Here is a 20,218-nt window from a genome sequence, read left to right on the forward strand (position 1 = left end):
TCCTGGTGACAGTTCCGGGGGACAGACCGATCTGTCGCTGGAACCGGAGCTCGAGGTTGCGCCGGCTGACGCCGAGCTCGTCGGCCAACGCGCTGGCCGGGGCCACGGTGGGGCGGCCCGGAAGGGTCGGGAGGCGTCGGGGCGCCCGGGGGCGGGGTCGGCTCCGCCCCGCCCGGCCCCAGCTCGGTGCGCTGCTGCTTGGCCGAGCGCAGGTCGTCGATCCAGCCGAACTCCTCGCCGCTGATGGGCTCCTCGGGCTCGGCCTCGGCCTTGCCCCGCCCCCAGCGGCGACCCTTGGCGCGGGAGTCGCGCCGCTCGTCCGGGCCGTCCTCCGGTCGCTCCGAACCACGCGATCTCACTGCTGACCCTCTCCTGCGGCGTCACTGCCGCCCTCTCGCGCCGCGCCGGCGCCGCCCGTGTCCGCCGATCGGCGGCCGTTGCCCGCCGATCCGCTCGCCACCCCCACCGGTGCCTCCGGGGGCGTGGCCGGGGCCGGCAGCCCCCGCACGATGCGGCGCAGCAGCGGCAGCCGGGTGGCCACGGCCCGCTCCGCGCCGTGCTGGCTCGGCCGGTAGTAGTCGGCACCGACAAGGTCGTCGGGGACGTACTGCTGGGTGACCACGCCGCGCTGGTCGTCGTGCGGGTAGCGGTAGCCGGTGCCGTGGCCCAGCCCCTTGGCGCCGGCGTAGTGCGCGTCGCGCAGCCCGCGGGGCACCGGCCCGCCTCGGCCGGCCCGCACGTCGGCGATCGCCGCGCCGATCGCGGCGGTGGCCGAGTTCGACTTCGGGGCGGTGGCCAGGTGGATCACCGCCTGGGCGAGGTTGAGCTGCGCCTCGGGCAGCCCGACGTACTCCACCGCGTGGGCGGTGGCGGTGGCGACGCTCAGCGCGGTCGGGTCGGCCATGCCGACGTCCTCGCTGGCGAAGATGACCAGGCGGCGGGCGATGAACCGGGCGTCCTCGCCGGCGACCAGCATCCGGGCCAGCCAGTGCAGCGCCGCGTCCACGTCCGAGCCGCGCATGCTCTTGATGAAGGCGCTGGTCACGTCGTAGTGGGCGTCGCCGGCGCGATCGTAGCGCACCGCCGCCACGTCGACCGCCTGCTCGGCGGTGGCCAGGTCGATCCGCCCGGCGCCGAGCGCGGTGGCGGAGGCCGCCGCCGCCTCCAGCGCCGTGAGCGCCTTGCGCACGTCACCGGCCGCGAGGCGGACGAGGTGGTCCTCGGCCTCGGTCTCCAGGGTCAGCGCGCCGCCGAGCCCGCGCTCGTCGGCGACCGCGCGGCGCAGCAGGCCGCGCACCGCCGCGTCGTCCAACGGTTGGAGGGTGAGCAGCACGCACCGCGACAGCAGGGGTGAGATCACGGAGAAGTACGGGTTCTCGGTGGTCGCCGCCAGCAGGGTGACGGTGCGGTCCTCGACGGCGGCGAGCAGTGAATCCTGCTGGGTCTTGCTGAACCGGTGCACCTCGTCGATGAAGAGCACGGTCTGCGGGCCGCCGGAGCGGCGCTGCCGGCGGGCGGTCTCGATCACCGCGCGCACGTCCTTCACTCCGGCGGTGAGCGCCGACATGGCGACGAAGCGGCGGTCGGTGGCGCGGGCCACCAGGTGCGCGATGGTCGTCTTGCCGCTGCCCGGCGGCCCCCACAGGATGACCGACATCGGCGCGCTGGCGGAGACCAACTGGCGCAGCGGGGCGCCCGGCGCGAGCAGGTGATCCTGCCCGACGAGCTCGTCGATGCTGCGCGGGCGCATCCGGACCGGCAGGGGCGAATCCTCCCCCACCGCCGTGAAGCCGTCCACACCGACGGAACCCGCGGGCGCGGGGGGCGCTCCGGCGGGCTCACCGAAGGAGAAGAGTGCGTCGGACTCCATCACGAGAACAGTACCGGTCCCGACCGACGACGCCGGAAGCGCGCCGTCGGGCGGGACCGCTGATGATCGTTTACGGTCAGCCCCGGCCCGGGCGCCGGCCCCGGTACCACCGGCCGCCGCCCCCGCCGCGCGGGGCGCTGCCGATCCCGGCGAGGTAGAGGGAGAGCAGCAGCAGGCCCAGCATCAGCAGGGTGGACGGGTTCAGCAGGTCCGGCGCACCGAGGTTGGTGTCGAAGAGGTCGAGCAGCAGGGCGAAGCCGAAAACGATCGCCGCGAGAATGGCGAGCATGTCGTTCCTCCGGTGGGGGTTCCCAGTGGGTCGGCGCGGGATGTACCCAATCGGTCCGCTCGCCAATCTCCACGGTGGACCGCCCCGGTTCTGGTGCCGTCCGGGGTCCGCCGACGGGAGCGGATCCGCCGACGGGGACGGGTCCGCCGCCGGGAGCACGGCGCGCGTTCTAGGCTGGCGACATGATCATCGCCGACCAGGTCCTGGAGGGGCGGGACGCCATCCTGGCGGCTGCCGACCACCACCCGTACGCCCGGCACTCGCTCTGGCTCGGCGAGCAGCCGCGCGGCTGGCGGCGCGACGACGCGGTGGGTTGGCTGCTCCCGGCGGAGCACGGCCCGGCCGGCGGTGCGATCGGCGCGCCCGGGCCGGCGGTCGACGTCTTCGCCGACCTCGTCGCGCGGGGCGTGCTCCGGCCCGGCCAGTGGCTGCACCTGCCGCGGCTCGACCCGACGGCGCTGGCCGGCCGGCTGGCCGTGGCCCGGCACGACGAGTGGGACTTCCTCTGGACCGTCGCCGCGCCCCCGCGCCAACCGGAGGAGGAGCGGGTGGTCCGGCTCACCGAGGCCGACCACCCGGCGCTGACCGCGCTGATCGACGAGTCGTACCCGACCACCACCTCGCGCCCGGGCGACCCCCGGATCGTCGCCTGGTACGGCATCCGCGACGGCGACCGGATCGTCGCCTGCGGGGCGGACCGCAGCCGGGGCGACGTCGGCTTCCTCGCCGGCCTGACCGTCGCCCCCGACCGGCGCGGCCGGGGGCTGGGCGCGGCGCTGACCGCCGGGATGACCCGGGCGCTGTTCGCCCGCCACGACACCGTGGCGCTCGGCGTCTACACCGTGAACGTCGGCGCGATCCGGCTCTACCGGCGGCTCGGCTTCACCGCCACCCTGCCCCGCAGCTCGGTGCACCTGGCCTGAGCGCGCCGGCGGGCCCCTCTCCCGGGGCCCGGCCGGCGCGCCGGTCGCTCAGCCGCCCTGCGCCGGAGCGGACGCTGCGTCCACCTCCGACCGCCCGCTCACACGCTCGGTGGGACCCGTCCCCGACGCGGGTCCGGCGCCCGGAGCGGGGACCGGGCCGGGGGCGGCAACGGCCTCCGGAGCCGGGAGCGGGCCGGACGCGGGAACGGCCTCCGACGCGGGCACGGGGTCGGGGCCGGCCGGCGTGCGGCGGCCGGCGCGCCAGGCGGGCAGGTAGAGCGGGGCGGCGACGGCCAGCACCACGGCGCCGACGAACATGGCGGTGCTGATGCTGGTGGCCTCGGCCAGCATCATGAGCACCACCCCGCCGAGCGCCCCCGCCGGCTGGGCCATCATCGAGTTCAGCGAGAGCACGCTGGTCCGGTACGGCCCGTCGACCTGACGATGCAGCAGCCCCATGTGCAGCGGGTTCGACGCGCCGTGAACGGCGTAGCAGGCGAGGTAGGCGACGAGCACGCCAACCGGGCCGGCGAACAGACCCATGCCGACCACCGTCACGCCCTGGAGGATCCTCAGCAGCCCGGCGGCGGGTGCGGCGCCCAGCCAGCGCAGCAGCAGCGGGGTCAGCGCGGCACCGGCCGCGTTCGCCAGCCAGGCCACAGAGCTGGCCGGGCCGAGCAGCGCGGCGGCCCGGTCGGCGTCGCCGACGACCTCGGCGAGCCGGATGGGCAGCAGCGACTCGAAGGTGACCATGCCGAAGCCCCAGAACAGCTCGACCGCGACCAGGGCGAGCAGCACCCGGGAGCGGCGCAGCAACCCGAACGCCTGCCCGACCATCCGCGGCGCCTCGACGACCGAGGCGCGCAGCGCCCGGGCGCTGCGGGCCGGCCGGGTCTCGACCATCAGCACCAGCATGGCGACCAGGGCGATCGCCTGCAGCACGATGGCGACGAGCACCGGCAGGGTCAGCGCGCTGACCGGCCCGACCGGGCCGAGCGCGACCAGCCCGCCGCTGAGCAGCGCGCCGGCGCCGATGGCGAGGCCGATGACGGTGCCGGCAAGGCCGAGGCCGCGCTCGTACTCGGCGTCCGGATCGGCGGCCAGGGTGGCATCGACGTACCAGGACTCCAGGGGGCCGCTGTCCAGCGCCCGGTAGACGCCCTGCAACGCCCACGAGACGAAGAAGAGCCAGAACGAGTCGGCCACCGCGAAGACGGCCAGCGAGACCAGGCAGGTCGCCCAGGCGGCGACGAGCACCGGCTTGCGGCCGAGGGCGTCGGCGAGGCCACCGGTCGGCAGCTCCAGCGCCAGCACCACCAGCCCCTGGGCGGTGGCCACCAGGCCGATCTGGGACAGCGACAGGCCGCGCTCCTGCATCAGCAGGATCATGACGGGGATGAGCAGGCCGCCGGGCAGCCAGCGCAGGCCGTAGAGGGTGAGGTAGCGGAACCGGACCTGGCGTACGGACAGCGCTGTCATCGCATCTCCCGAAGCAGCGGGTACGCGGCGAGAAAGATCTGCACCGACTCGGCGTCGGGCGCGGCCGGCTCGGCGTCGGCTTCGTGCCGGTAGCGTTCGAGGACCTGCCACAGTTCGGCCTCGAGCGCCTTGAGCCGGTCGGGCGGGATGGTCATGAAGACGTCGCCCATGCCGAGGGCGTCCCGCCAGGCCGGCGACCACTCGTGCTGGGTGGCGAACCACTGCTCGGCGTGCTCGGCCAGGAGGCGCACCTGGTCGCCCTGGATCCACTCGATCGCGGCGCGGGCGTCCGGGTCGTCGTCGAAGTCGCTGGTCTCCCAGCTGGTGAGGTCGTGCGCGGCCCGCCACCAACGCTGCCGGCCCGTCCCCCGGTCCGGGTCCTCGACAACGAGCCCGACCTCGGCGAGCTGGCGCAGGTGGTAGCTGGTGGCACCGGTGTTCGTGTTCAGCAGCTCGGCGAGGGTGGTCGCCGTCGCCGGCCCCTTCACCCGCAGCGCCCCGAGCAGGCGCAGTCGCAGCGGGTGCGCCAGCACGCGCACCTGCCGGTGGTCGAGGCGCACGCTGCGCGGCGCCGGCTTCCCGTCGTCTCCCATGGCTGCACGATATCTGTGCACACTTTCTATGCACAAGACTTGTGCATAGAAAGTGTGCAGCATCCGACAGGGCGGGCCCGAGGGCTCAGGGGGCGAGGATTTCGCCGATCCCACGCAGCCGGGTCGGCAGCAGGGCGGCGGCGCGGGACGAGTCGAGGCGCACCTCGGCGGGGCGGACGAGGCCCGAGGAGGCGCTGGTCGTGGTCTTCAGCCCGGCCGGGTCGAGGCCGAACCGCGCCGCCACCAGCAGGCCCATCTCCGCCCGGCTGACCGCGTCCGGGCCGGCCACGTTGAGCGGGCCCGCGTACCGGCTGTCGACCAGGTCGAGCACGGCGGCGGCCAGGTCGGCCACGTCGACCGGGCAGCGGACCTCGTCGGTGAACAGGGCGGCCCGCCCGGCGAGGGCGTCGAGGCAGAGCCGGATCTGCTTGCTCCGCTCGTCGCCGACGATCAGGGAGGTACGCACCAGCGCCGCGCCCGGGTCGATCGCCCGCACCGCGGTCTCGGCCGCCGCCTTCGCCGCCCCGTACGGGAAGACCGGGCTGGGCGGCTCGTCGTCGGCGTACGGCTCGGGGCGGCCGGCGTGCAGCGCGTCGCTGGACAGGTGCACCAGCCGCGCCCCCGCCTCGGCGGCCGCGTACGCGACGTGCGCCGCCCCGTCGGCGGTCACCGTCCACTCGGCGTACCGGTAGGGGGTGCTGACCACGGCGTCGGGGCGGACCCGGGCGACCAGCTCGCGCACGGCGGACCGGTCCGTCACATCCAGGCGGTGCGCCTCGACGCCGGGCACCTCGACCCCGCCCGAGTGGTACGTCCCGACCACCCGTTCCCCCGCCGCGACCGCCTGCCGGCAGACCTCACCGCCGAGGTACCCGCTGGCCCCCACCACGAGCAGCGTCACGCCGCCCCCCTTCAGCCGGCGATCACGGGTTCGCGCCCGTCACGGAACGACACGAACCCGCGATCGTCAGGTGTCCGCGATCAGGTCGGGTCGGCGACCGGGGCGGCCGGGCCGGCCGTGCCGGTGTGCGCCGCCGCCGGCGGCTTCGGCTTGGCGTCGATGCCGGCCTCGGTGCGCTGCTGCGCGGTGATCGGCGTCGGCGCGCCGGTCAGCGGGTCGAAGCCGCCCCGGGTCTTCGGGAAGGCGATCACCTCGCGGATCGAGTCCGCGCCGGCGAGCAGCATGCAGACCCGGTCCCAGCCGAAGGCGATGCCGCCGTGCGGCGGGGCGCCGTACTTGAACGCCTCCAGCAGGAAGCCGAACTTGTCCTGCGCCTCCTCGGGGGTGATGCCGAGCAGGTCGAAGACGCGCTGCTGCACGTCGCCCCGGTGGATACGGATCGAGCCGCCGCCGATCTCGTTGCCGTTGCAGACGATGTCGTACGCGTAGGCCAGCGCCCGGTCCGGCGCCTCCTCGAACCGGTCGACCCACTCGGCGTTCGGCGAGGTGAACGGGTGGTGCACGGCCGTCCAGCCGCCCTCGTCCGTGCGCTCGAACATCGGCGCGTCGACCACCCAGCAGAACGCCCAGGCGCTCTCGTCGACCAGGCCGGCCCGCTTGGCGATCTCGATCCGGGCCGCGCCGAGCAGCTCCTGCGCCTCCCGGGTGTTGGCGCTGGCGGCGAAGAACACCGCGTCGCCCGGCTTGGCGCCGACCGCGTCGGCCAGCCCGCCCAGGTGCTCGGCGGAGAGGTTCTTCGCCACCGGCCCGCGCGCCTCGCCGGTCTCCGCGTCGAGCACCACGTACGCGAGGCCGCGCGCGCCGCGCGCCTTGGCCCAGTCCTGCCAGCCGTCCAGCTCCTTGCGGCTCTGGGCCGCCCCGCCCGGCATGACGACGGCGCCGACGTAGCCGCCCGCGTCGATGGCCCCGGCGAAGACCCGGAACTCGGTGCCGCGCAGGTAGTCGGTCAGCTCGGTCAGCTCGACGCCGTAGCGCAGGTCCGGCTTGTCGGAGCCGTACCGGGCCATCGCGTCGTGCCAGGTGATGCGCGGGATCGGCCGGGAGATCTCGTGGCCGGCCAGGTCCTTCCAGAGCGCCGAGACGATCGCCTCGCCGAGGTCGATCACGTCGTCCTCGGTGACGAACGACATCTCGATGTCGAGCTGGGTGAACTCCGGCTGCCGGTCGGCGCGGAAGTCCTCGTCCCGATAGCAGCGGGCGATCTGGTAGTAGCGCTCCATGCCGCCGACCATCAACAGCTGCTTGAACAGCTGCGGCGACTGCGGCAGCGCGTACCAGCTGCCGGGCTGGAGGCGCACCGGCACCAGGAAGTCGCGAGCACCCTCCGGGGTGGACCGGGTCAGCGTCGGGGTCTCGATCTCCAGGAAGTCCCGCTCGTGCAGCACCGCGCGGGCGAGCTGGTTGGCGCGCGAGCGCAGCCGCATCGCCTTCGCCGGGCCGCTGCGGCGCAGGTCGAGGTAGCGGTAACGCAGCCGGATGTCGTCGCCGGCCTCCACCTGGTCGTCCACCGGCAGCGGCAGCGGCGCCGCCTCGGAGAGCACCTCCAGCTCGGCGGCGGTCACCTCGATCTCGCCGGTCGGCAGCTCCGGGTTCTCGTTGCCCTCGGGCCGGCGGGTCACCTCGCCGGTGACCCGGACGCAGAACTCGTTGCGCAGCGCGTGCGCGTCCTCCTCGCGGAACACCACCTGGACCACGCCGGAGCCGTCGCGCAGGTCCACGAAGATCACGCCGCCGTGGTCGCGCCGGCGGGCCACCCAGCCGGCGAGCGTCACCGTGGTGCCGGCGTCCGTCGCGCGCAGGCTGCCGGCGTCATGGGTACGGATCACGACTCGCGTCTCCTCATCTGCGGTACACCGTTACCCCTGGCATTCTGTCAGCCTCCCCCGGAGCCCGGTTGCGGGGTGAGGAAGGCGGGGACGGCCACCGCCGACGCGGCTGCGTTCCCGCCCTACAGCGGGATGTCCCAGGCCCGCACGGTCACCACCACCGTGCCGTCGTCGTTCACGTCGGTGACGTGCAGCAGCGCCATCTTCCAGGTGTCGCCGCGCTCCTGCGCGTCCGGCAGGGAGGTCCTGACGCAGATCGCCACGCCCTTGCGGGCAGGGACGTTGATGTCCGGGCCGATGGCGCCCTTCTCAATCCGGTCGTTGCAGTCGGCGGCGCCGAGCGACGCACTGTCGACCTGGGTGCCGTCCGTACTCCTGGTGAGGTTGAAGTACGAAGAGTTGCCCCCACAGCGGGCGGTGAACCGGACCTCCTCGCCGTCGCTGACCCGCACCTCGGGCTTGTCGAGGTCGATGTCCACCGAACTGTCGCAGGCGGCCCGCAGGTTGAGGCGCTGGTCGACGTACTTGTCGGTGTAGCGGGTCTGCTGGTTGAGCGAGGGTTGCGGAGTCCCGGGCGTCTGCTCGGCCCCGCTGGGTTCCGGGGCCGGCGCGGTCGGCGCGTCCGTCGGCTCGCCCGGGCCCGGCGTCGGGGCGAGGGGCCGCCCCGCGCCGGCCGCCCGGGCGATGTCCCGGGCGTCGTTGGCCTGGTCGAGCGCCCGTAGCGACAGCGCCGTGGCCAGCAGCCCCAGGACGAGGGCCAGCCCGGCCGCGCCGGCCGCGACCAGGGGCCAGCGGCTGCCGCCGCGCGACTTCGGCGCTGCCGGACCGCCCGGGCCGGAGGACGGTGGCGCCGGGGCGCCCTGCTGGTCGGAGGTCATGTCGTGGCTCCTCACGTCGGAACGGCCGTCGGCCGGACACGGGGGCGCATTTATCGCAGAATGTTGTCAAGATCGCTGTCGCTAACCCGTCACCCAACGGGATCACCTCGTCACGGGCGAGCCGGGATAATGAACCACCCCCATCGATCTTGTGCAGGTGAGACCCCCATGACCGAGCCGGTGACCGGCACGGATCCCGCCCGCCGCCGGCGGGGGTTGACCCCCGGCGAGAAGATCGGCGCCGCGATCGGTCTGGCCAGCCTGCTCGTCGCCGTGCTCGCCTGGCAGTGGCCTCGGCAGGACCAGTCGCCGGCGGCCACGCCACCGCCCACCCCCAGCCGGGCCACGACCGGTGCCGCCGCCGCGCCACCCGTCGCCACCACCTCCGCGGCCCCCACCGGTGCCGCCGGCCGGACGCACCTCGACACGCTGACGCCCGAGACCGGCGGGCCGTACCTGCAACCGTTGCCGCGCGCGCTGACCGGTCGCTCCGACCTGCCGCATCCGGTCGTGCTCTCCTGCCCGACGAACGACGGCGAGGACCGGAGCCGGTCGGTCAGCTACCCGCTCAAGCGTCGCTACCTGGACTTCTCCGCCAGCTTCCGGGCCTGGTACCCGCCGGCTGAGGACCCGGAGTCGGCCGTGCGGATCAGCGCCGTGGTGACCGTCCGGGAGCCCGACGACACCCTGACCCGACAGCCCCGGCCGGGCCGGACGACGACGATGTCCCGACCGGCGCAGCCGCTGTCCTTCTCCGTGGAGGGGGGCGACCTGCTGACGCTGACCGTGGAGTGCGACTTCGGCGGGGGCGTCGCCGTCCTCGCCGACGCCGGCCTCAGCCGCTGACGGGAGCGGCGGGCCGGCTGGTCCCGCGACCGGTCAGTCGCGCGGGTCGGCGGGGAGCAGGTGGTTCACCACGATCTCCCCGACGGTGAGCGCCCGGGCGCGTTCCTCCGCCCCTCGGTCGGCGCCGGTGAGCCGCCCGCCGTGCTGGCGCAGGTGCTCCTCCCAGGACGGCACCTGGTAGACCTCGACGAAGCCGTGCTCCCGCTCCCCCGTGCGGTACAACCCCCAGCGCATCGCCCCGGTACGCCGCCGCGACCGCCCGACCAGCCGCATCGCCTCGACGAACTCCGCCTGCCGCTCGGGCGGCACCGTGTAGGAGACGGTCACCAGCACCGGCCCGCTACGCGGATCGGCGGGCAGCGTCAGGTGCGGCTCCGGCCACCACACCGCCGGGTCGCGGTCGACGCCCCGGGTGTCGCGCAGCGGCCAGAGCGGCACGGTCGCCGCGCCGGCCGCCATCATCCCGGCGGCCACGGCGAGCGCGACCACGAGGTCGGTCACCTCGCCGAGCGCGCCCCAGGCGACCGCCCCGAGCGCCTGCCCGCCGGCGAAGACCATCTGGTAGACCGAGAGCCCGCGGGCGCGTACCCAGCCGGGCAGGAAGAGCTGCATCGCCGCGTTGACGCTGGACAGCACGGTCATCCAGGCCATCCCGGCGGGCACCAGGGCCAGGGTGACCGGCACCGGCCCCGGTGCCAGGGCGAGCACCGCCAGGACGGCGGCGTAGACCAGCCCGGCCAGCAGCAGCAACCGGCTGGTGGTGAGCGACTGCCGGATCCGGGACAGCACGAGGGCACCGGCCACCGCACCGACGCCGAGGGCGGCCAGCAGCACGCCGTACCCGCCCGCGCCGAGGTGCAGGCGGCGGCTGGCGACCAGGGGCAGCAGCGCCCACAGGGCGCTGCCGGGCACCACGAACAGCGCCGCCCGCAGCAGGATCCGGCGGACCACCGGCGAGTGCCGCACGTACCGGCCGCCGGCACGCAGCGCCGCCGTGAACCGCTCCGGCATGTCGTCGCCCTCGGGCCGTGCCGGCCGCCAGCGCAGCAGGGCCAGCGCGAAGACGGCGAACGACACCGCGTTCACGGCGAAGACGGTGGCGACACCGGCCCGGGCCACCAGCACACCGGCCACCGCCGGCCCGACCGAGCGCGCCAGGTTCACGCTGATCGACCCGAGCGCCGAGGCCGAGACGAGCTGCGACCGGGGCACCATTTCGGGGATGACCGCCTGCCAGGCCGGCAGGGTCAGCGCCTGGCCGACACCGAGCGCGAAGGTCAGGGTGAGCAGCAGCGCCGGCGGCATCCGGTCGGCGGCGGTGAGGCCGGTCAGCAGGACGCCGACGGCCGCCAGGAAGCACTGCACCCCGATCAGCAGGCGGCGGCGGTCGAGGGTGTCGGCCAGCGCGCCGGCGGGCAGGGCGAGCAGCAGCACGGGCAGCATGCTGGCGGTCTGCACGAGCGACACCAGCGTGGAGGCGTTGGCCTCGTCGACGAGCAGCCACTGGGCGCCGACCGTCTGCATCCAGGTGCCCACGTTGCTGGCCAGCACCGCCAGCCAGAGGCTCCGGAACGCGGCGAGCCGCAGCGGGGCCCAGGCGGAGGGGGCCACGTCGGCGGGCGAGGTCGCGGGGGCGTTCACCGACCGGAACGTACCCCGGCCGGCCCGGTCCAGTCCGGCGAACCGGGCCGGGCACACGCGAGCGGGCCGCCGGATCACCCGGCGGCCCGCTGACGTGCGATCTCTCAGAAGATGCTGACGCCGTAGCGGCTCAGCGCCTCGGTGACCGGCTGGAAGTAGGTCGTGCCGCCCCAGCTGCAGTTGCCGCTGCCGCCGGAGGTCAGGCCCAGGGCGGTGGAGCCGCTGAACAGCGAGCCGCCGCTGTCGCCCGGCTCGGCGCAGACGTTGGTGCGGATCAGGCCGGAGACCGAGCCCTCGGCGTAGTTCACCGTGGCGTTGAGCGCGGTCACCGAGCCGCCGCGCAGGCCGGTGGTGCTGCCGGAGCGCTGCACCGACTGGCCGACGTACGCGTTGCCGGCGGCGGTGATGTCGCGGTAGCTGCCGTTGTAGAGGTAGACGTTGCCGGCCGCGTTGGCGGAGTTGCTGTGCCGCACGATGCCGTAGTCGTTGCCCGGGAAGCTGGTGCCGGTGCGGGTGCCCAGCAGGCTGGTCTGGGCGGAGTTGCTGTACCAGCTGGAGGCGATGTTGGTGCAGTGCCCGGCGGTCAGGAAGTAGTAGGTGCTGCCGCTGCGGACGTTGAAGCCCAGCGAGCAGCGACCGCCGCCACCGGCGTAGATGGCCTGGCCGCCGGAGATCCGGGTGCTCAGCACACCGGCCTCGGCCTCGATCCGGATCGCGCCGTTCATCCGCGCGGCGGCGGCCTTGACGCGCTCCAGCTTGGCGCCGGTCACGGTGCTGTCGACGGAGACGACGACCTGGTTGGTGGCCGGGTCGGTCCACCAGGCGGTGCCGGGGATCTTCGCGGAGCGGTCCAGCTCCGCGGCGGCCCGGGCCAGCTCGCCGGCGCCGCGCTTGACGATCTTCGGGGTCGCGCCGGCGGCGGCGACCTGCCGGGCGGCGAGCGCGTCGGTCACGGTGACGACCATCTTGCCGCTGGCGTCGGCGTACGTGCCGGCGGACCGGTCGCCGAGGCGCTCGGCCAGGCCGGCGGCGGCGTCCGGAGAGGCGAACGCGGGTGCGGCCTGGGCGGGCGCGCCGATCAGCGAGCCGGCGACCAGGGCTCCGGCCGCGGCGAGGGTGGCGGCGCGACGGAGCGAGGACCTCGTGGGTCGCATGCAACAACCTCCAGGGAGGGGACGACTGGCCCCCGTCGGGGTGAGGGGGCCGGGACCATGCCGGCCGATCTGGGGCAATCGGCCGGACTGACTGAAGTATTCACATATTTAAGATCGTAGGCAAGACCCGACTTTGTCCTTTTCGCCCCGGCTGCGGCCGTCACCATTCCGAAACATTGTGGACACAGACGTCTGTCTATACGCTCTGTTCACCGCACCATCACCCTCGGCACCCGCGACCCGGAGGCCATCATGAAGTCCATCCGACGGCTGCTCGTCCCCCTCGCCGCGCTCACCACCCTCGTCCTGCTGGCCGGCACCCCGGCCGCCGCCGACCCCGGCCCGCCCCCGAACTCGATGGCCAGCCTCGGCGACTCGATCACCCGCGGCTTCAACGCCTGCGGCTGGTACAGCGACTGCGCCTCCCGGTCCTTCAGCACCGGCGACTACTCCATGGTGAACAGTCACTACCTGCGCATCCGCGCGACCAACGCGGCCATCAACGGCCGCAATTACAACGACGCCCGCAGCGGCGCGAAGTCCGCCGACATGTACGGCCAGGCCGGCACCGCCGTCAGCCAGGGCGTCGACTACGTCACGATGCTGATCGGCGCCAACGACGCCTGCACGAGCACGGAGGCGGGGATGACCTCGGTGGCCACCTACCGGGCCAACATCGACGCCGCGCTCAACCGCCTCAAGACGGGGCTGCCGAACGCCCGGGTGCAGGTGATCAGCGTGCCCGACATCCACCGGCTCTGGTCCGTCGGCAAGGACAGCGGCAGCGCCCGCAGCGCCTGGTCCCTGTTCGGCATCTGCCAGTCGATGCTCGCCAACCCGACCTCCACCGCCCAGGCGGACGTCGACCGGCGCAACCGGGTACGCCAGCGGGTGGTCGACTACAACACCCAGCTCGCCCAGGCCTGCGCGGCGTACGGCCCGAACTGCGACTTCGACGACAACGCCGTGTTCGGCTACCCGTTCACCCTCGGCCAGCTCTCCAGCTGGGACTACTTCCACCCGAACACCAGCGGGCAGCAGGTCCTCGCGAGCGTCTCGTACGCCGCCGGATTCGGCTGGTAGCGCGCCGGAGCTGACGCGCGGGCGGCGACCACCGTCCGCGCGTCGTCGCGCGTGCTCACCCGACGCGGCGGCGCGCCCCGGGCCCCGGGCGCGGCACCACGTCGCGGGGCCGGGCCACCTCGTGGCCGCGCTCGCAGCGCAGCTCGACGCGCACCTCGGCGCCGCAGTCGCGGTGCGCGACGGTCAACGGCGAGCCGGCCGGGTCGGCCAGGTAGCGGTCGCCCCAGCCGAGGACGGCGACCAGCACCGGCCACAGGTCGAGCCCCATCTCGGTCAGCCGGTACTCGTGACGCACCCGGCTGCCCGGCTCGCGGTAGGGCTCGCGCCGCAGCACGCCCCGCTCCACCAGCATCGCCAGCCGGTTGGTGAGCACCTGGCGGGGGATGCCGGTGCGGACGCGCATGTCGTCGAAGCGGCGGATGCCGTTGAAGACCTCGCGCAGGACGACCAGCGTCCACCGCTCGCCGAGGACCTCCATCGCGCGGGCGATCGTGCAGTTCTCGATCGACCAGTCCAGTGCCGCGGGCCTCATGCGCTCCAGGCTAGGTCTGATTGACAGACTCAGCAACGCGCTGCCAGGCTGGGTCCATGACACAGACGCAGGACCCGGCGCGCAGCCGTACCTTCTCGTGGTCCGACCCGGGCATCAACGTCGCGCACCTCGGCCGGCGCAGCGGCCTGGAACTGCTCCGCGCGATGATCGCCGGGGAGCTCGCGGCGCCGCCGATCATGCACCTGGTCGACATGTCCCGGATGGAGGCCGACGAGGGCCGGGTGGCCGTCGAGCTGGTCCCCCAGGAGTTCCACTACAACCCGCTCGGCACCGTGCACGGCGGGGTCATCTCCACCCTGCTGGACACGGCGGCGGCCTGCGCGGTGCACACCACGCTGCCGGCCGGGGTCGGCTACACCTCGCTGGATCTGAACGTGAAGTTCCTGCGTCCCGTCACCGTCGCGAGCGGCACCCTGCGCTGTGAGGGCACCGTGCTACAGCGTGGCCGTCGCACGGCGCTGGCCGAGGCGAGGCTGCTCGACGCCCAGTCCCGCCTCGTCGCCCACGCCACCTCCACCTGCCTCCTCTACCCCCTGGACCAACCCGCCTGACCCCCACCCCACCCCACCCCGCCCGCTCCCCCTCGACCCGCCGATCTTGCACTTTCGGCCCGCGATACGCCGCAACTGCGGCTTTCGCCCGGGCACAAAATGCACGATCGCGGGAGTGGGAGCGGGGGGCGGGCGGGAGAGACGCTTCGGGCGTGGTCGTCGTCGAGAGAGCCAGCGACGGCCACGCCCGGAGCCCCGGCGGCCGGGACGGTCAGCGGGTCAGCGGGCGGCGAGGCGGGCGGCGCGGGCCGCGCGCTTCTCCTCGAAGCGGGACGCGGCGCGCTCCAGGTCGTCGAGGTGGGCGGCGATCTGATCGCGGGCGGCCTCGCCGTCGGCGTCCAGGCCGGTCACGTTGAAGACGTCCCACTGGCGCAGCACCGGGACGACCACCTCGTCGCGGTGCTGGCGCAGGTCGTAGATGCCGGCGAGGGCGATCGTCACCGACTTGCGGGCGAAGCCCTCGATGCCATTGCCCGGCATCTGGAAGTCGGCCACCACGTCGGCGACCGCCCGCATCGCCTGGCCGGGCGCCAGCTCGAAGGCCGCCGCCAGCAGGTTGCGGTAGAACACCATGTGCAGGTTCTCGTCGGCCGCAACCCGGGCGAGCAGCGCCTCGCAGGCCGGGTCGCCGGTGACCCGGCCGGTGTTGCGGTGCGAGATCCGGGTCGCCAGTTCCTGGAACGAGACGTACGCCAGCGAGTGCAGCACCTCGTCGTCGTGGACGTTCTGGTAGCCGGCGGACATGTGCGTCATCCGGGCCCGCTCCAGGGCCACCGGGTCGACCGCCCGGGTGACGGTCAGGTAGTCGCGGATGGCGGTGCCGTGCCGCCCCTCCTCGGCGGTCCACCGGTGCACCCAGGTCCCCCAGGCGCCGTCCCGGCCGAACAGGGTGGCGATCTCGTGGTGGTACGAGGGCAGGTTGTCCTCGGTCAGCAGGTTGACGATGAGCGCGGTGCGGGCCACGTCGGGGATGATCGAGTCGGCCTCCGACCACGCCTCGCCGCCGAGCGGCCCGTCGAAGGTGCGCCCCTCGCTCCACGGGACGTACTCGTGCGGAAACCATTCCTTCGCCATGGACAGGTGCCGGTCGAGGTTCTTCTCGACGACGGACTCCAGTTCGTGGAGCAGAGCGGTCTGGCTGAGCACGGTCACGACGATCTCCCTACGGTGGCGTAACTTACGCTACCGTAGGTCCGATCGTCCGTACGCGCCAGTAGCGTCTCAGCTGACCAGCGGCTTGAGGTCCGCCCGGGGCGGCGTCCACTCCCCCGCCGCCGCCGTGACCTGCTCGCCCGAGCGGATGTCCTTCACCTCGTCGGCGGCCCCGTCCGCCCCCGGGAACCAGACGTACGGAATGCCCCGCCGCTCGGCGTAGCGGATCTGCTTGCCGAACTTCGCCGCGCTCGGCGACACCTCCGTCGGCACGCCCCGCCGGCGCAGCGCCTCGGCCACCCGGTTGCTCACCGGCCGCTGCTCCTCGCTGGTCACCGCGACCAGGACGCAGGTCGGCACGTCCCGCGACACCGACAGCGCGCCGGCGCCGAAGAGCAGCCCGAGCAGCCGGGTCACCCCGATGGAGATGCCCACCCCCGGGAACCGGGCGGCGCCGGAGCTGGCCAGGTTGTCGTACCGGCCGCCGGAGCAGATCGAGCCGAACCGCTCGTAGCCGACCAGCTGCGTCTCGTAGACGGTGCCGGTGTAGTAGTCCAGGCCGCGCGCGATGCGCAGGTCGGCCACGCACAGCCCCGGGGAGTGCTCGGCGGCGGTCTCCACCACCCGGACCAGCTCCTCGATCCCCTCGTCCAGCAGCGGGTCGGTGACGCCCAGGGCGCGGACGGCGTCGGCGAAGGAGGCGTCCGGGGCGGAGATCTCCGCCAGCGCCAGGCAGGCCTTGGCCTGGGACTCGCTCGCCCCGGCGGTCTCGGCGAGCAGCTCGGCCACCTTCGCCGGGCCGATCTTGTCGAGCTTGTCCACCGCGCGCAGCGCCGCCTCCGGGTCGGTCAGGCCGATGCCCCGGTAGAAGCCCTCGCAGATCTTGCGGTTGTTGACCTGGATCCGTACCTGCGGGATCGGCAGCGAGCGCAGCGCGTCGCCGATCACCAGCGGCATCTCCGCCTCGTGGTGGGCGGCCAGGGTGTCCCGGTCGACGATGTCGATGTCCGCCTGGAGGAACTCGCGGTAGCGCCCCTCCTGCGGCCGCTCACCCCGCCACACCTTCTGGATCTGGTAGCGGCGGAACGGGAACTGCAGCTTGCCGGCGTTCTCCAGCACGTACCGGGCGAACGGCACGGTCAGGTCGAAGTGCAGGCCGAGCGCGTCGTCCCCGGTCGGGCCGTCGGCGTCGGCCTGCAACCGCCGGATCAGGTAGACCTCCTTCGAGGTCTCCCCCTTGCGCAGCAACTGGTCCAGCGGCTCCACCGCGCGGGTCTCCAGCGGCGCGAAGCCGTACAGCTCGAAGGTGTCCCGGATCCGGTCGAGGACGTACTGCTCGATCATCCGCTGGGCGGGGGTCCACTCCGGAAAGCCGGAGATGGGCGTGGGCTTGCTCATGATGCTCCGTTCGCAGACCCGCGCGGTCCGCGCGGGCGAAGGCTCGGTGCGGCCGCCGGCGGCCGCGGGGCGAAGGCTCGGTGCGGCCGGCTAGGGCCGCGGGGCGAAGGCTCGGTGCGGCCGGCTACAGGCCGCGGGACGAAGGCTCGGTGCGGCCGGCTACAGGCCGCGGGCGGGGGCCGCCGGTCGCGCGCCGTCGCCACCCGCCACCTCGATGAGGTACGGGTTGGTCGCGCGTTCGCGGCCGATGGTGGTCGCCGGGCCGTGGCCGGGCAGCACGACGGTGTCGTCCGCCAGCGGGAGGATCTTGTCCCGCAGGCTGCTGATCATCGTCGGCATGCTGCCGCCCGGCAGGTCGGTGCGGCCGATGGAGCCGGCGAAGAGGACGTCGCCGGAGAGGCAGAGCTGCTCCGCCTCCCACGGCGAGCCCGCGGCCGGCAGCCGGAAGAGCACCGACCCGCCGGTATGGCCCGGGGCGTGGTCGACGGTGATCTCCAGCCCGGCGAGGGCGAGCGTGGCGCCGTCGGTCAGCTCCCCGACGTCCTCCGGCTCCGTGTACGGCAGCCGCCCGCCGAAGAGCGAGGTGAGGTCCGCGGACAGCCCCTTGGCCGGGTCGGCGAGCATCTCCCGGTCGCCCGGGTGCACGTACGCGGTGATCCCACGGGCGCCGCAGACCGGCGCGACCGAGAACGTGTGGTCGAGGTGGCCGTGGGTGAGCAGCACCGCGGCCGGGTGCAGCCGATGCTCGGCCAGCAGCGCGTCGAGCCGGTCGAGCACCCCGATGCCGGGGTCGACCACCACGCACTGCTCCCCCGGCGCGGCGGCGACCACGTAGCAGTTGGTGCCGAAGGCGTCCGCGGGAAAGCCGGCCACGAGCACGTCCGCTCCCCTTCCGTCGATCTGTCGGGTCCTGCCAGCAGCCTAACCGGCGACGCGACCGGGTTCGCCGCATCCGCCCCGGAGGCCCCGTTCGCCACAGTGACGCGTCCCGATAGACGCAGGCTCGGACCTCGTACACCACTTTCCCAGCCGGTAGCCGTACACTCTGGCGGGCGTGTGGCGTGGCGCACCTGCCGCCGAACGGGCGCAGGACGCCCGACCACCGGTGACGACCAGGGTAGAGGAAGGGGAGCACGGGTGGCTTCCAGCAGGGACCGGCAGCGCAAACTGGCGCGTGCCAAGCTCGACCGGCAGCTCGCCCGCCGGGCCGCCGCCGCCAAGCGTCGCCGGCAGATCCAGGCCGGTGTCGGCGTCACCGTCGTCCTCGCGCTGATCGTGGTCGGCTCGGCCTGGGGGCTGGGCGCCTTCGACGACGACCCGAAGGAGAACACGGCCGCCGAAGACGTGTGCCTCTGGACCCCGCAGGACGCCACCGCGAACACCAACCTCAAGGACGTCGGCACCCCGGCGACCCAGGGGCTGCCCACGTCCGGCGTGCGCCCGATGACGGTCACCACCAACCAGGGTGCCCCGGTCACCGTCGAGCTGGACCTCGCCGCCGCCCCGTGCGCCGCGGCGAGCATCGCCCATCTGGCCAGCCGGTCGTTCTACGACAACACCAAGTGTCACGAGATCACCGCCGAGGGCGCGGTGCGCTGCGGCGACCCGAGCGGCACCGGGCTGGGCGGCCCGACGTACTCGTTCTACGACGAGAACGTCCCCACCCCCGCGCCGTCGCCGTCGGCGAGCCCCGCGCCCGGCCAGCCCGCGACGTACCCGAAGGGCACGGTCGCGATGATCGCGAACCCGCCGGGCGCCAACGCGAGCCAGTTCCTGATCTTCTTCAAGGACTTCACCACGGCCGACCCGAAGTACCCGGTCATCGGCCGGGTCACCGGCGGGATCGACGTGGTGGAGAAGATCGGTGCCAAGCCGACCGTGGACAATGGGACGGGGGCCAAGGTCAAGCCCAAGGACGACGACGTGGTCGTCCAGAGCCTGACCGTCGGTGAGCCCGTGGCGCAGGGGGCGTCGGCCCCGGCGGCCAGCCCCAGCGCCGGCTGACCCGGCCGCCCCACCAACCTCAGCGGCACCGACCGCGCCCGAGACAGCCCAGGAGGATCCAGGCGTGACGTCCACCAGAGAGCGGCAGCGCGCGGCGGCCCGCGCCCGGCTCGAGAAGGAGATGGCCGAGCGTGCGGCCAGGGCCCGCAAGCGCCGGCAGACCCAGGCGATCGTGGGAGCCGCGTCGGTCCTGGTGCTCGTCATCGCCGGCACCGTGTGGCTCGCCACCACGCTCGGCGGCGACGACGACAAGACCGACACCGCCGGGCCGGCGGCCGACAACGTGCAGTGCGCGTGGACCGAACTGCCCGCCGACCAGCGGACCAAGCAGATCAAGGACGTCGGGCTGCCGGCCGCGCAGCAGTCGAACACCGGCACCCAGACGATGACGATCGACACCAACCTCGGTCCGATCACCGCCAAGGTCGACCGGGCGGCGGTGCCCTGCACTGCGGGCAGCTTCACCCACCTGGCGGAGAAGAACTTCTTCGACAACAGCAAGTGCCACCGGCTGGTGACCGAGGGCATCAAGGTGCTCCAGTGCGGCGACCCGAGCGCGACCGGCAAGGGCTGGCGGGAGACCGACGGCACCGGCGGCCCGAGCTACCGGCTCGCCGAGGAGAACCTGCCCACCGACAAGCGCCCGCCGTACCCGGAGGGCGTGATCGCGATGGCCAACTCCGGCCAGCCGGGCAGCACGGGCAGCCAGTTCTTCATCGTCTACGGCGACTCGCCGCTGGACCCGAACTACACCGTCCTGGGCACCATCACCGGTGGCATGGACATCGTCAAGCAGGTCGCGGCGGCGGGCGACGACAAGGCGTTCGCGCAGCAGGCCGGCGGTGGTCACCCGAAGAAGGAGATCACCATCAAGAAGCTCACCATGAGCGCCCCTCAGGGCTGACCGCCCACCCGTACCACGAGCGCCCGCCGGCCCCGCCGGCGGGGGGGTGGCCCGGGCGCCCCCCCCCCCGCCCCCGCGCGCGGCCCGCGCGGGGGGGGGGGGGGGGGCGCGGC

19 protein-coding genes are annotated in these 20,218 nt (G+C 74.0%); 6 read left to right on the top strand and 13 right to left on the bottom strand.

Annotated features, from left to right (window positions below):
• Positions 1-355 precede the first annotated feature (355 nt).
• Positions 356-1,870, bottom strand: a complete 1,515-nt coding sequence (locus tag AB0G14_RS31835) for a replication-associated recombination protein A (RefSeq protein WP_357703846.1) — start codon at positions 1,868-1,870, stop codon at positions 356-358.
• Between the two features lie 76 nt (positions 1,871-1,946).
• Entirely contained in the window at positions 1,947-2,159 is a 213-nt protein-coding gene (locus AB0G14_RS31840; RefSeq protein ID WP_357703848.1) for a hypothetical protein, read from the bottom strand.
• Positions 2,160-2,341: 182 nt separating this feature from the next.
• On the opposite strand from AB0G14_RS31840, the gene AB0G14_RS31845 reads away from it, so the two are divergent.
• A complete protein-coding gene (locus AB0G14_RS31845; RefSeq protein WP_357703850.1) occupies positions 2,342-3,082 on the top strand; it encodes a GNAT family N-acetyltransferase in 741 nt (246 codons plus the stop codon).
• Positions 3,083-3,130: 48 nt separating this feature from the next.
• On the opposite strand, the gene AB0G14_RS31850 is transcribed toward AB0G14_RS31845, so the two are convergent.
• From AB0G14_RS31850 to AB0G14_RS31870, 5 genes are all read right to left on the bottom strand, one after another.
• Positions 3,131-4,561 carry an MFS transporter gene (locus AB0G14_RS31850; protein ID WP_357703852.1) on the bottom strand — a complete coding sequence of 477 codons (1,431 nt, stop codon included), beginning with the start codon at positions 4,559-4,561 and terminating at the stop codon, positions 3,131-3,133.
• Positions 4,558-5,154, bottom strand: a complete 597-nt coding sequence (locus tag AB0G14_RS31855; RefSeq protein WP_357703854.1) for a winged helix-turn-helix domain-containing protein — start codon at positions 5,152-5,154, stop codon at positions 4,558-4,560. The genes AB0G14_RS31850 and AB0G14_RS31855 overlap by 4 nt, the downstream gene beginning before the upstream one ends.
• Before the next feature lie 85 nt (positions 5,155-5,239).
• Positions 5,240-6,055: a sugar nucleotide-binding protein gene (locus AB0G14_RS31860; protein WP_357703856.1), complete on the bottom strand. Its 816-nt coding sequence runs from the start codon at positions 6,053-6,055 to the stop codon at positions 5,240-5,242.
• A gap of 80 nt (positions 6,056-6,135) precedes the next feature.
• Positions 6,136-7,941, bottom strand: coding sequence for an aspartate--tRNA ligase (gene aspS, locus AB0G14_RS31865; protein WP_357463936.1), 1,806 nt, complete (start codon positions 7,939-7,941; stop codon positions 6,136-6,138).
• A 122-nt stretch (positions 7,942-8,063) separates the two neighbouring features.
• Positions 8,064-8,819 carry a hypothetical protein gene (locus AB0G14_RS31870; protein ID WP_357703859.1) on the bottom strand — a complete coding sequence of 252 codons (756 nt, stop codon included), beginning with the start codon at positions 8,817-8,819 and terminating at the stop codon, positions 8,064-8,066.
• 168 nt (positions 8,820-8,987) lie between these two features.
• Between AB0G14_RS31870 and AB0G14_RS31875 the strand changes: the two genes are divergently transcribed.
• Positions 8,988-9,665 (top strand): hypothetical protein, encoded by a 678-nt coding sequence (locus AB0G14_RS31875; protein ID WP_357703861.1) that lies wholly within the window; start codon positions 8,988-8,990, stop codon positions 9,663-9,665.
• Between the two features lie 33 nt (positions 9,666-9,698).
• Here AB0G14_RS31875 and AB0G14_RS31880 read toward each other — a convergent pair whose 3' ends face one another.
• The gene (locus AB0G14_RS31880) at positions 9,699-11,306 is read right to left on the bottom strand and encodes an MFS transporter (protein ID WP_357703863.1); all 1,608 of its coding nucleotides are present in this window, start codon (positions 11,304-11,306) and stop codon (positions 9,699-9,701) included.
• 104 nt (positions 11,307-11,410) lie between these two features.
• Positions 11,411-12,460: a S1 family peptidase gene (locus tag AB0G14_RS31885; RefSeq protein WP_357703865.1), complete on the bottom strand. Its 1,050-nt coding sequence runs from the start codon at positions 12,458-12,460 to the stop codon at positions 11,411-11,413.
• A 252-nt stretch (positions 12,461-12,712) separates the two neighbouring features.
• Here AB0G14_RS31885 and AB0G14_RS31890 point away from each other — a divergent pair, with 252 nt between their 5' ends.
• Positions 12,713-13,543 carry an SGNH/GDSL hydrolase family protein gene (locus AB0G14_RS31890; protein WP_357703867.1) on the top strand — a complete coding sequence of 277 codons (831 nt, stop codon included), beginning with the start codon at positions 12,713-12,715 and terminating at the stop codon, positions 13,541-13,543.
• A 55-nt stretch (positions 13,544-13,598) separates the two neighbouring features.
• Here AB0G14_RS31890 and AB0G14_RS31895 read toward each other — a convergent pair whose 3' ends face one another.
• On the bottom strand, positions 13,599-14,075 hold the full coding sequence (locus AB0G14_RS31895) for a helix-turn-helix domain-containing protein (RefSeq protein ID WP_357703869.1): 477 nt from the start codon (positions 14,073-14,075) through the stop codon (positions 13,599-13,601).
• A gap of 56 nt (positions 14,076-14,131) precedes the next feature.
• On the opposite strand from AB0G14_RS31895, the gene AB0G14_RS31900 reads away from it, so the two are divergent.
• Positions 14,132-14,647: a PaaI family thioesterase gene (locus tag AB0G14_RS31900; RefSeq protein ID WP_357703871.1), complete on the top strand. Its 516-nt coding sequence runs from the start codon at positions 14,132-14,134 to the stop codon at positions 14,645-14,647.
• A 219-nt stretch (positions 14,648-14,866) separates the two neighbouring features.
• Here AB0G14_RS31900 and AB0G14_RS31905 read toward each other — a convergent pair whose 3' ends face one another.
• The 3 genes from AB0G14_RS31905 to AB0G14_RS31915 all read right to left on the bottom strand — a co-directional run bounded on the left by AB0G14_RS31905 (position 14,867) and on the right by AB0G14_RS31915 (position 18,076).
• Positions 14,867-15,799: an acyl-ACP desaturase gene (locus AB0G14_RS31905; protein ID WP_357703873.1), complete on the bottom strand. Its 933-nt coding sequence runs from the start codon at positions 15,797-15,799 to the stop codon at positions 14,867-14,869.
• A gap of 69 nt (positions 15,800-15,868) precedes the next feature.
• Positions 15,869-17,197 (bottom strand): histidine--tRNA ligase, encoded by a 1,329-nt coding sequence (hisS, locus tag AB0G14_RS31910; RefSeq protein WP_357703875.1) that lies wholly within the window; start codon positions 17,195-17,197, stop codon positions 15,869-15,871.
• 159 nt (positions 17,198-17,356) lie between these two features.
• The gene (locus AB0G14_RS31915) at positions 17,357-18,076 is read right to left on the bottom strand and encodes an MBL fold metallo-hydrolase (RefSeq protein ID WP_357703877.1); all 720 of its coding nucleotides are present in this window, start codon (positions 18,074-18,076) and stop codon (positions 17,357-17,359) included.
• A 258-nt stretch (positions 18,077-18,334) separates the two neighbouring features.
• On the opposite strand from AB0G14_RS31915, the gene AB0G14_RS31920 reads away from it, so the two are divergent.
• Complete coding sequence (locus tag AB0G14_RS31920; protein ID WP_357703879.1) at positions 18,335-19,201, top strand: peptidylprolyl isomerase; 867 nt, start codon at positions 18,335-18,337, stop codon at positions 19,199-19,201.
• A 64-nt stretch (positions 19,202-19,265) separates the two neighbouring features.
• On the top strand, positions 19,266-20,105 hold the full coding sequence (locus AB0G14_RS31925; protein WP_357703881.1) for a peptidylprolyl isomerase: 840 nt from the start codon (positions 19,266-19,268) through the stop codon (positions 20,103-20,105).
• Positions 20,106-20,218 lie beyond the last annotated feature (113 nt).

This window comes from Micromonospora sp. NPDC023814 (assembly GCF_040639595.1).
GTDB lineage: Bacteria > Actinomycetota > Actinomycetes > Mycobacteriales > Micromonosporaceae > Micromonospora.

What these genes read in the sequence shown, in the direction of transcription:
- AB0G14_RS31835 (WP_357703846.1), bottom strand. Translation starts at nt 1,870, where the DNA reads ATGGAGTCCGACGCACTCTTCTCCTTCGGTGAGCCCGCCGGAGCGCCC.
- AB0G14_RS31840 (WP_357703848.1), bottom strand. Translation starts at nt 2,159, where the DNA reads ATGCTCGCCATTCTCGCGGCGATCGTTTTCGGCTTCGCCCTGCTGCTC.
- AB0G14_RS31845 (WP_357703850.1), top strand. Translation starts at nt 2,342, where the DNA reads ATGATCATCGCCGACCAGGTCCTGGAGGGGCGGGACGCCATCCTGGCG.
- AB0G14_RS31850 (WP_357703852.1), bottom strand. Translation starts at nt 4,561, where the DNA reads ATGACAGCGCTGTCCGTACGCCAGGTCCGGTTCCGCTACCTCACCCTC.
- AB0G14_RS31855 (WP_357703854.1), bottom strand. Translation starts at nt 5,154, where the DNA reads ATGGGAGACGACGGGAAGCCGGCGCCGCGCAGCGTGCGCCTCGACCAC.
- AB0G14_RS31870 (WP_357703859.1), bottom strand. Translation starts at nt 8,819, where the DNA reads ATGACCTCCGACCAGCAGGGCGCCCCGGCGCCACCGTCCTCCGGCCCG.
- AB0G14_RS31875 (WP_357703861.1), top strand. Translation starts at nt 8,988, where the DNA reads ATGACCGAGCCGGTGACCGGCACGGATCCCGCCCGCCGCCGGCGGGGG.
- AB0G14_RS31885 (WP_357703865.1), bottom strand. Translation starts at nt 12,460, where the DNA reads ATGCGACCCACGAGGTCCTCGCTCCGTCGCGCCGCCACCCTCGCCGCG.
- AB0G14_RS31890 (WP_357703867.1), top strand. Translation starts at nt 12,713, where the DNA reads ATGAAGTCCATCCGACGGCTGCTCGTCCCCCTCGCCGCGCTCACCACC.
- AB0G14_RS31895 (WP_357703869.1), bottom strand. Translation starts at nt 14,075, where the DNA reads ATGAGGCCCGCGGCACTGGACTGGTCGATCGAGAACTGCACGATCGCC.
- AB0G14_RS31900 (WP_357703871.1), top strand. Translation starts at nt 14,132, where the DNA reads ATGACACAGACGCAGGACCCGGCGCGCAGCCGTACCTTCTCGTGGTCC.
- hisS (WP_357703875.1), bottom strand. Translation starts at nt 17,197, where the DNA reads ATGAGCAAGCCCACGCCCATCTCCGGCTTTCCGGAGTGGACCCCCGCC.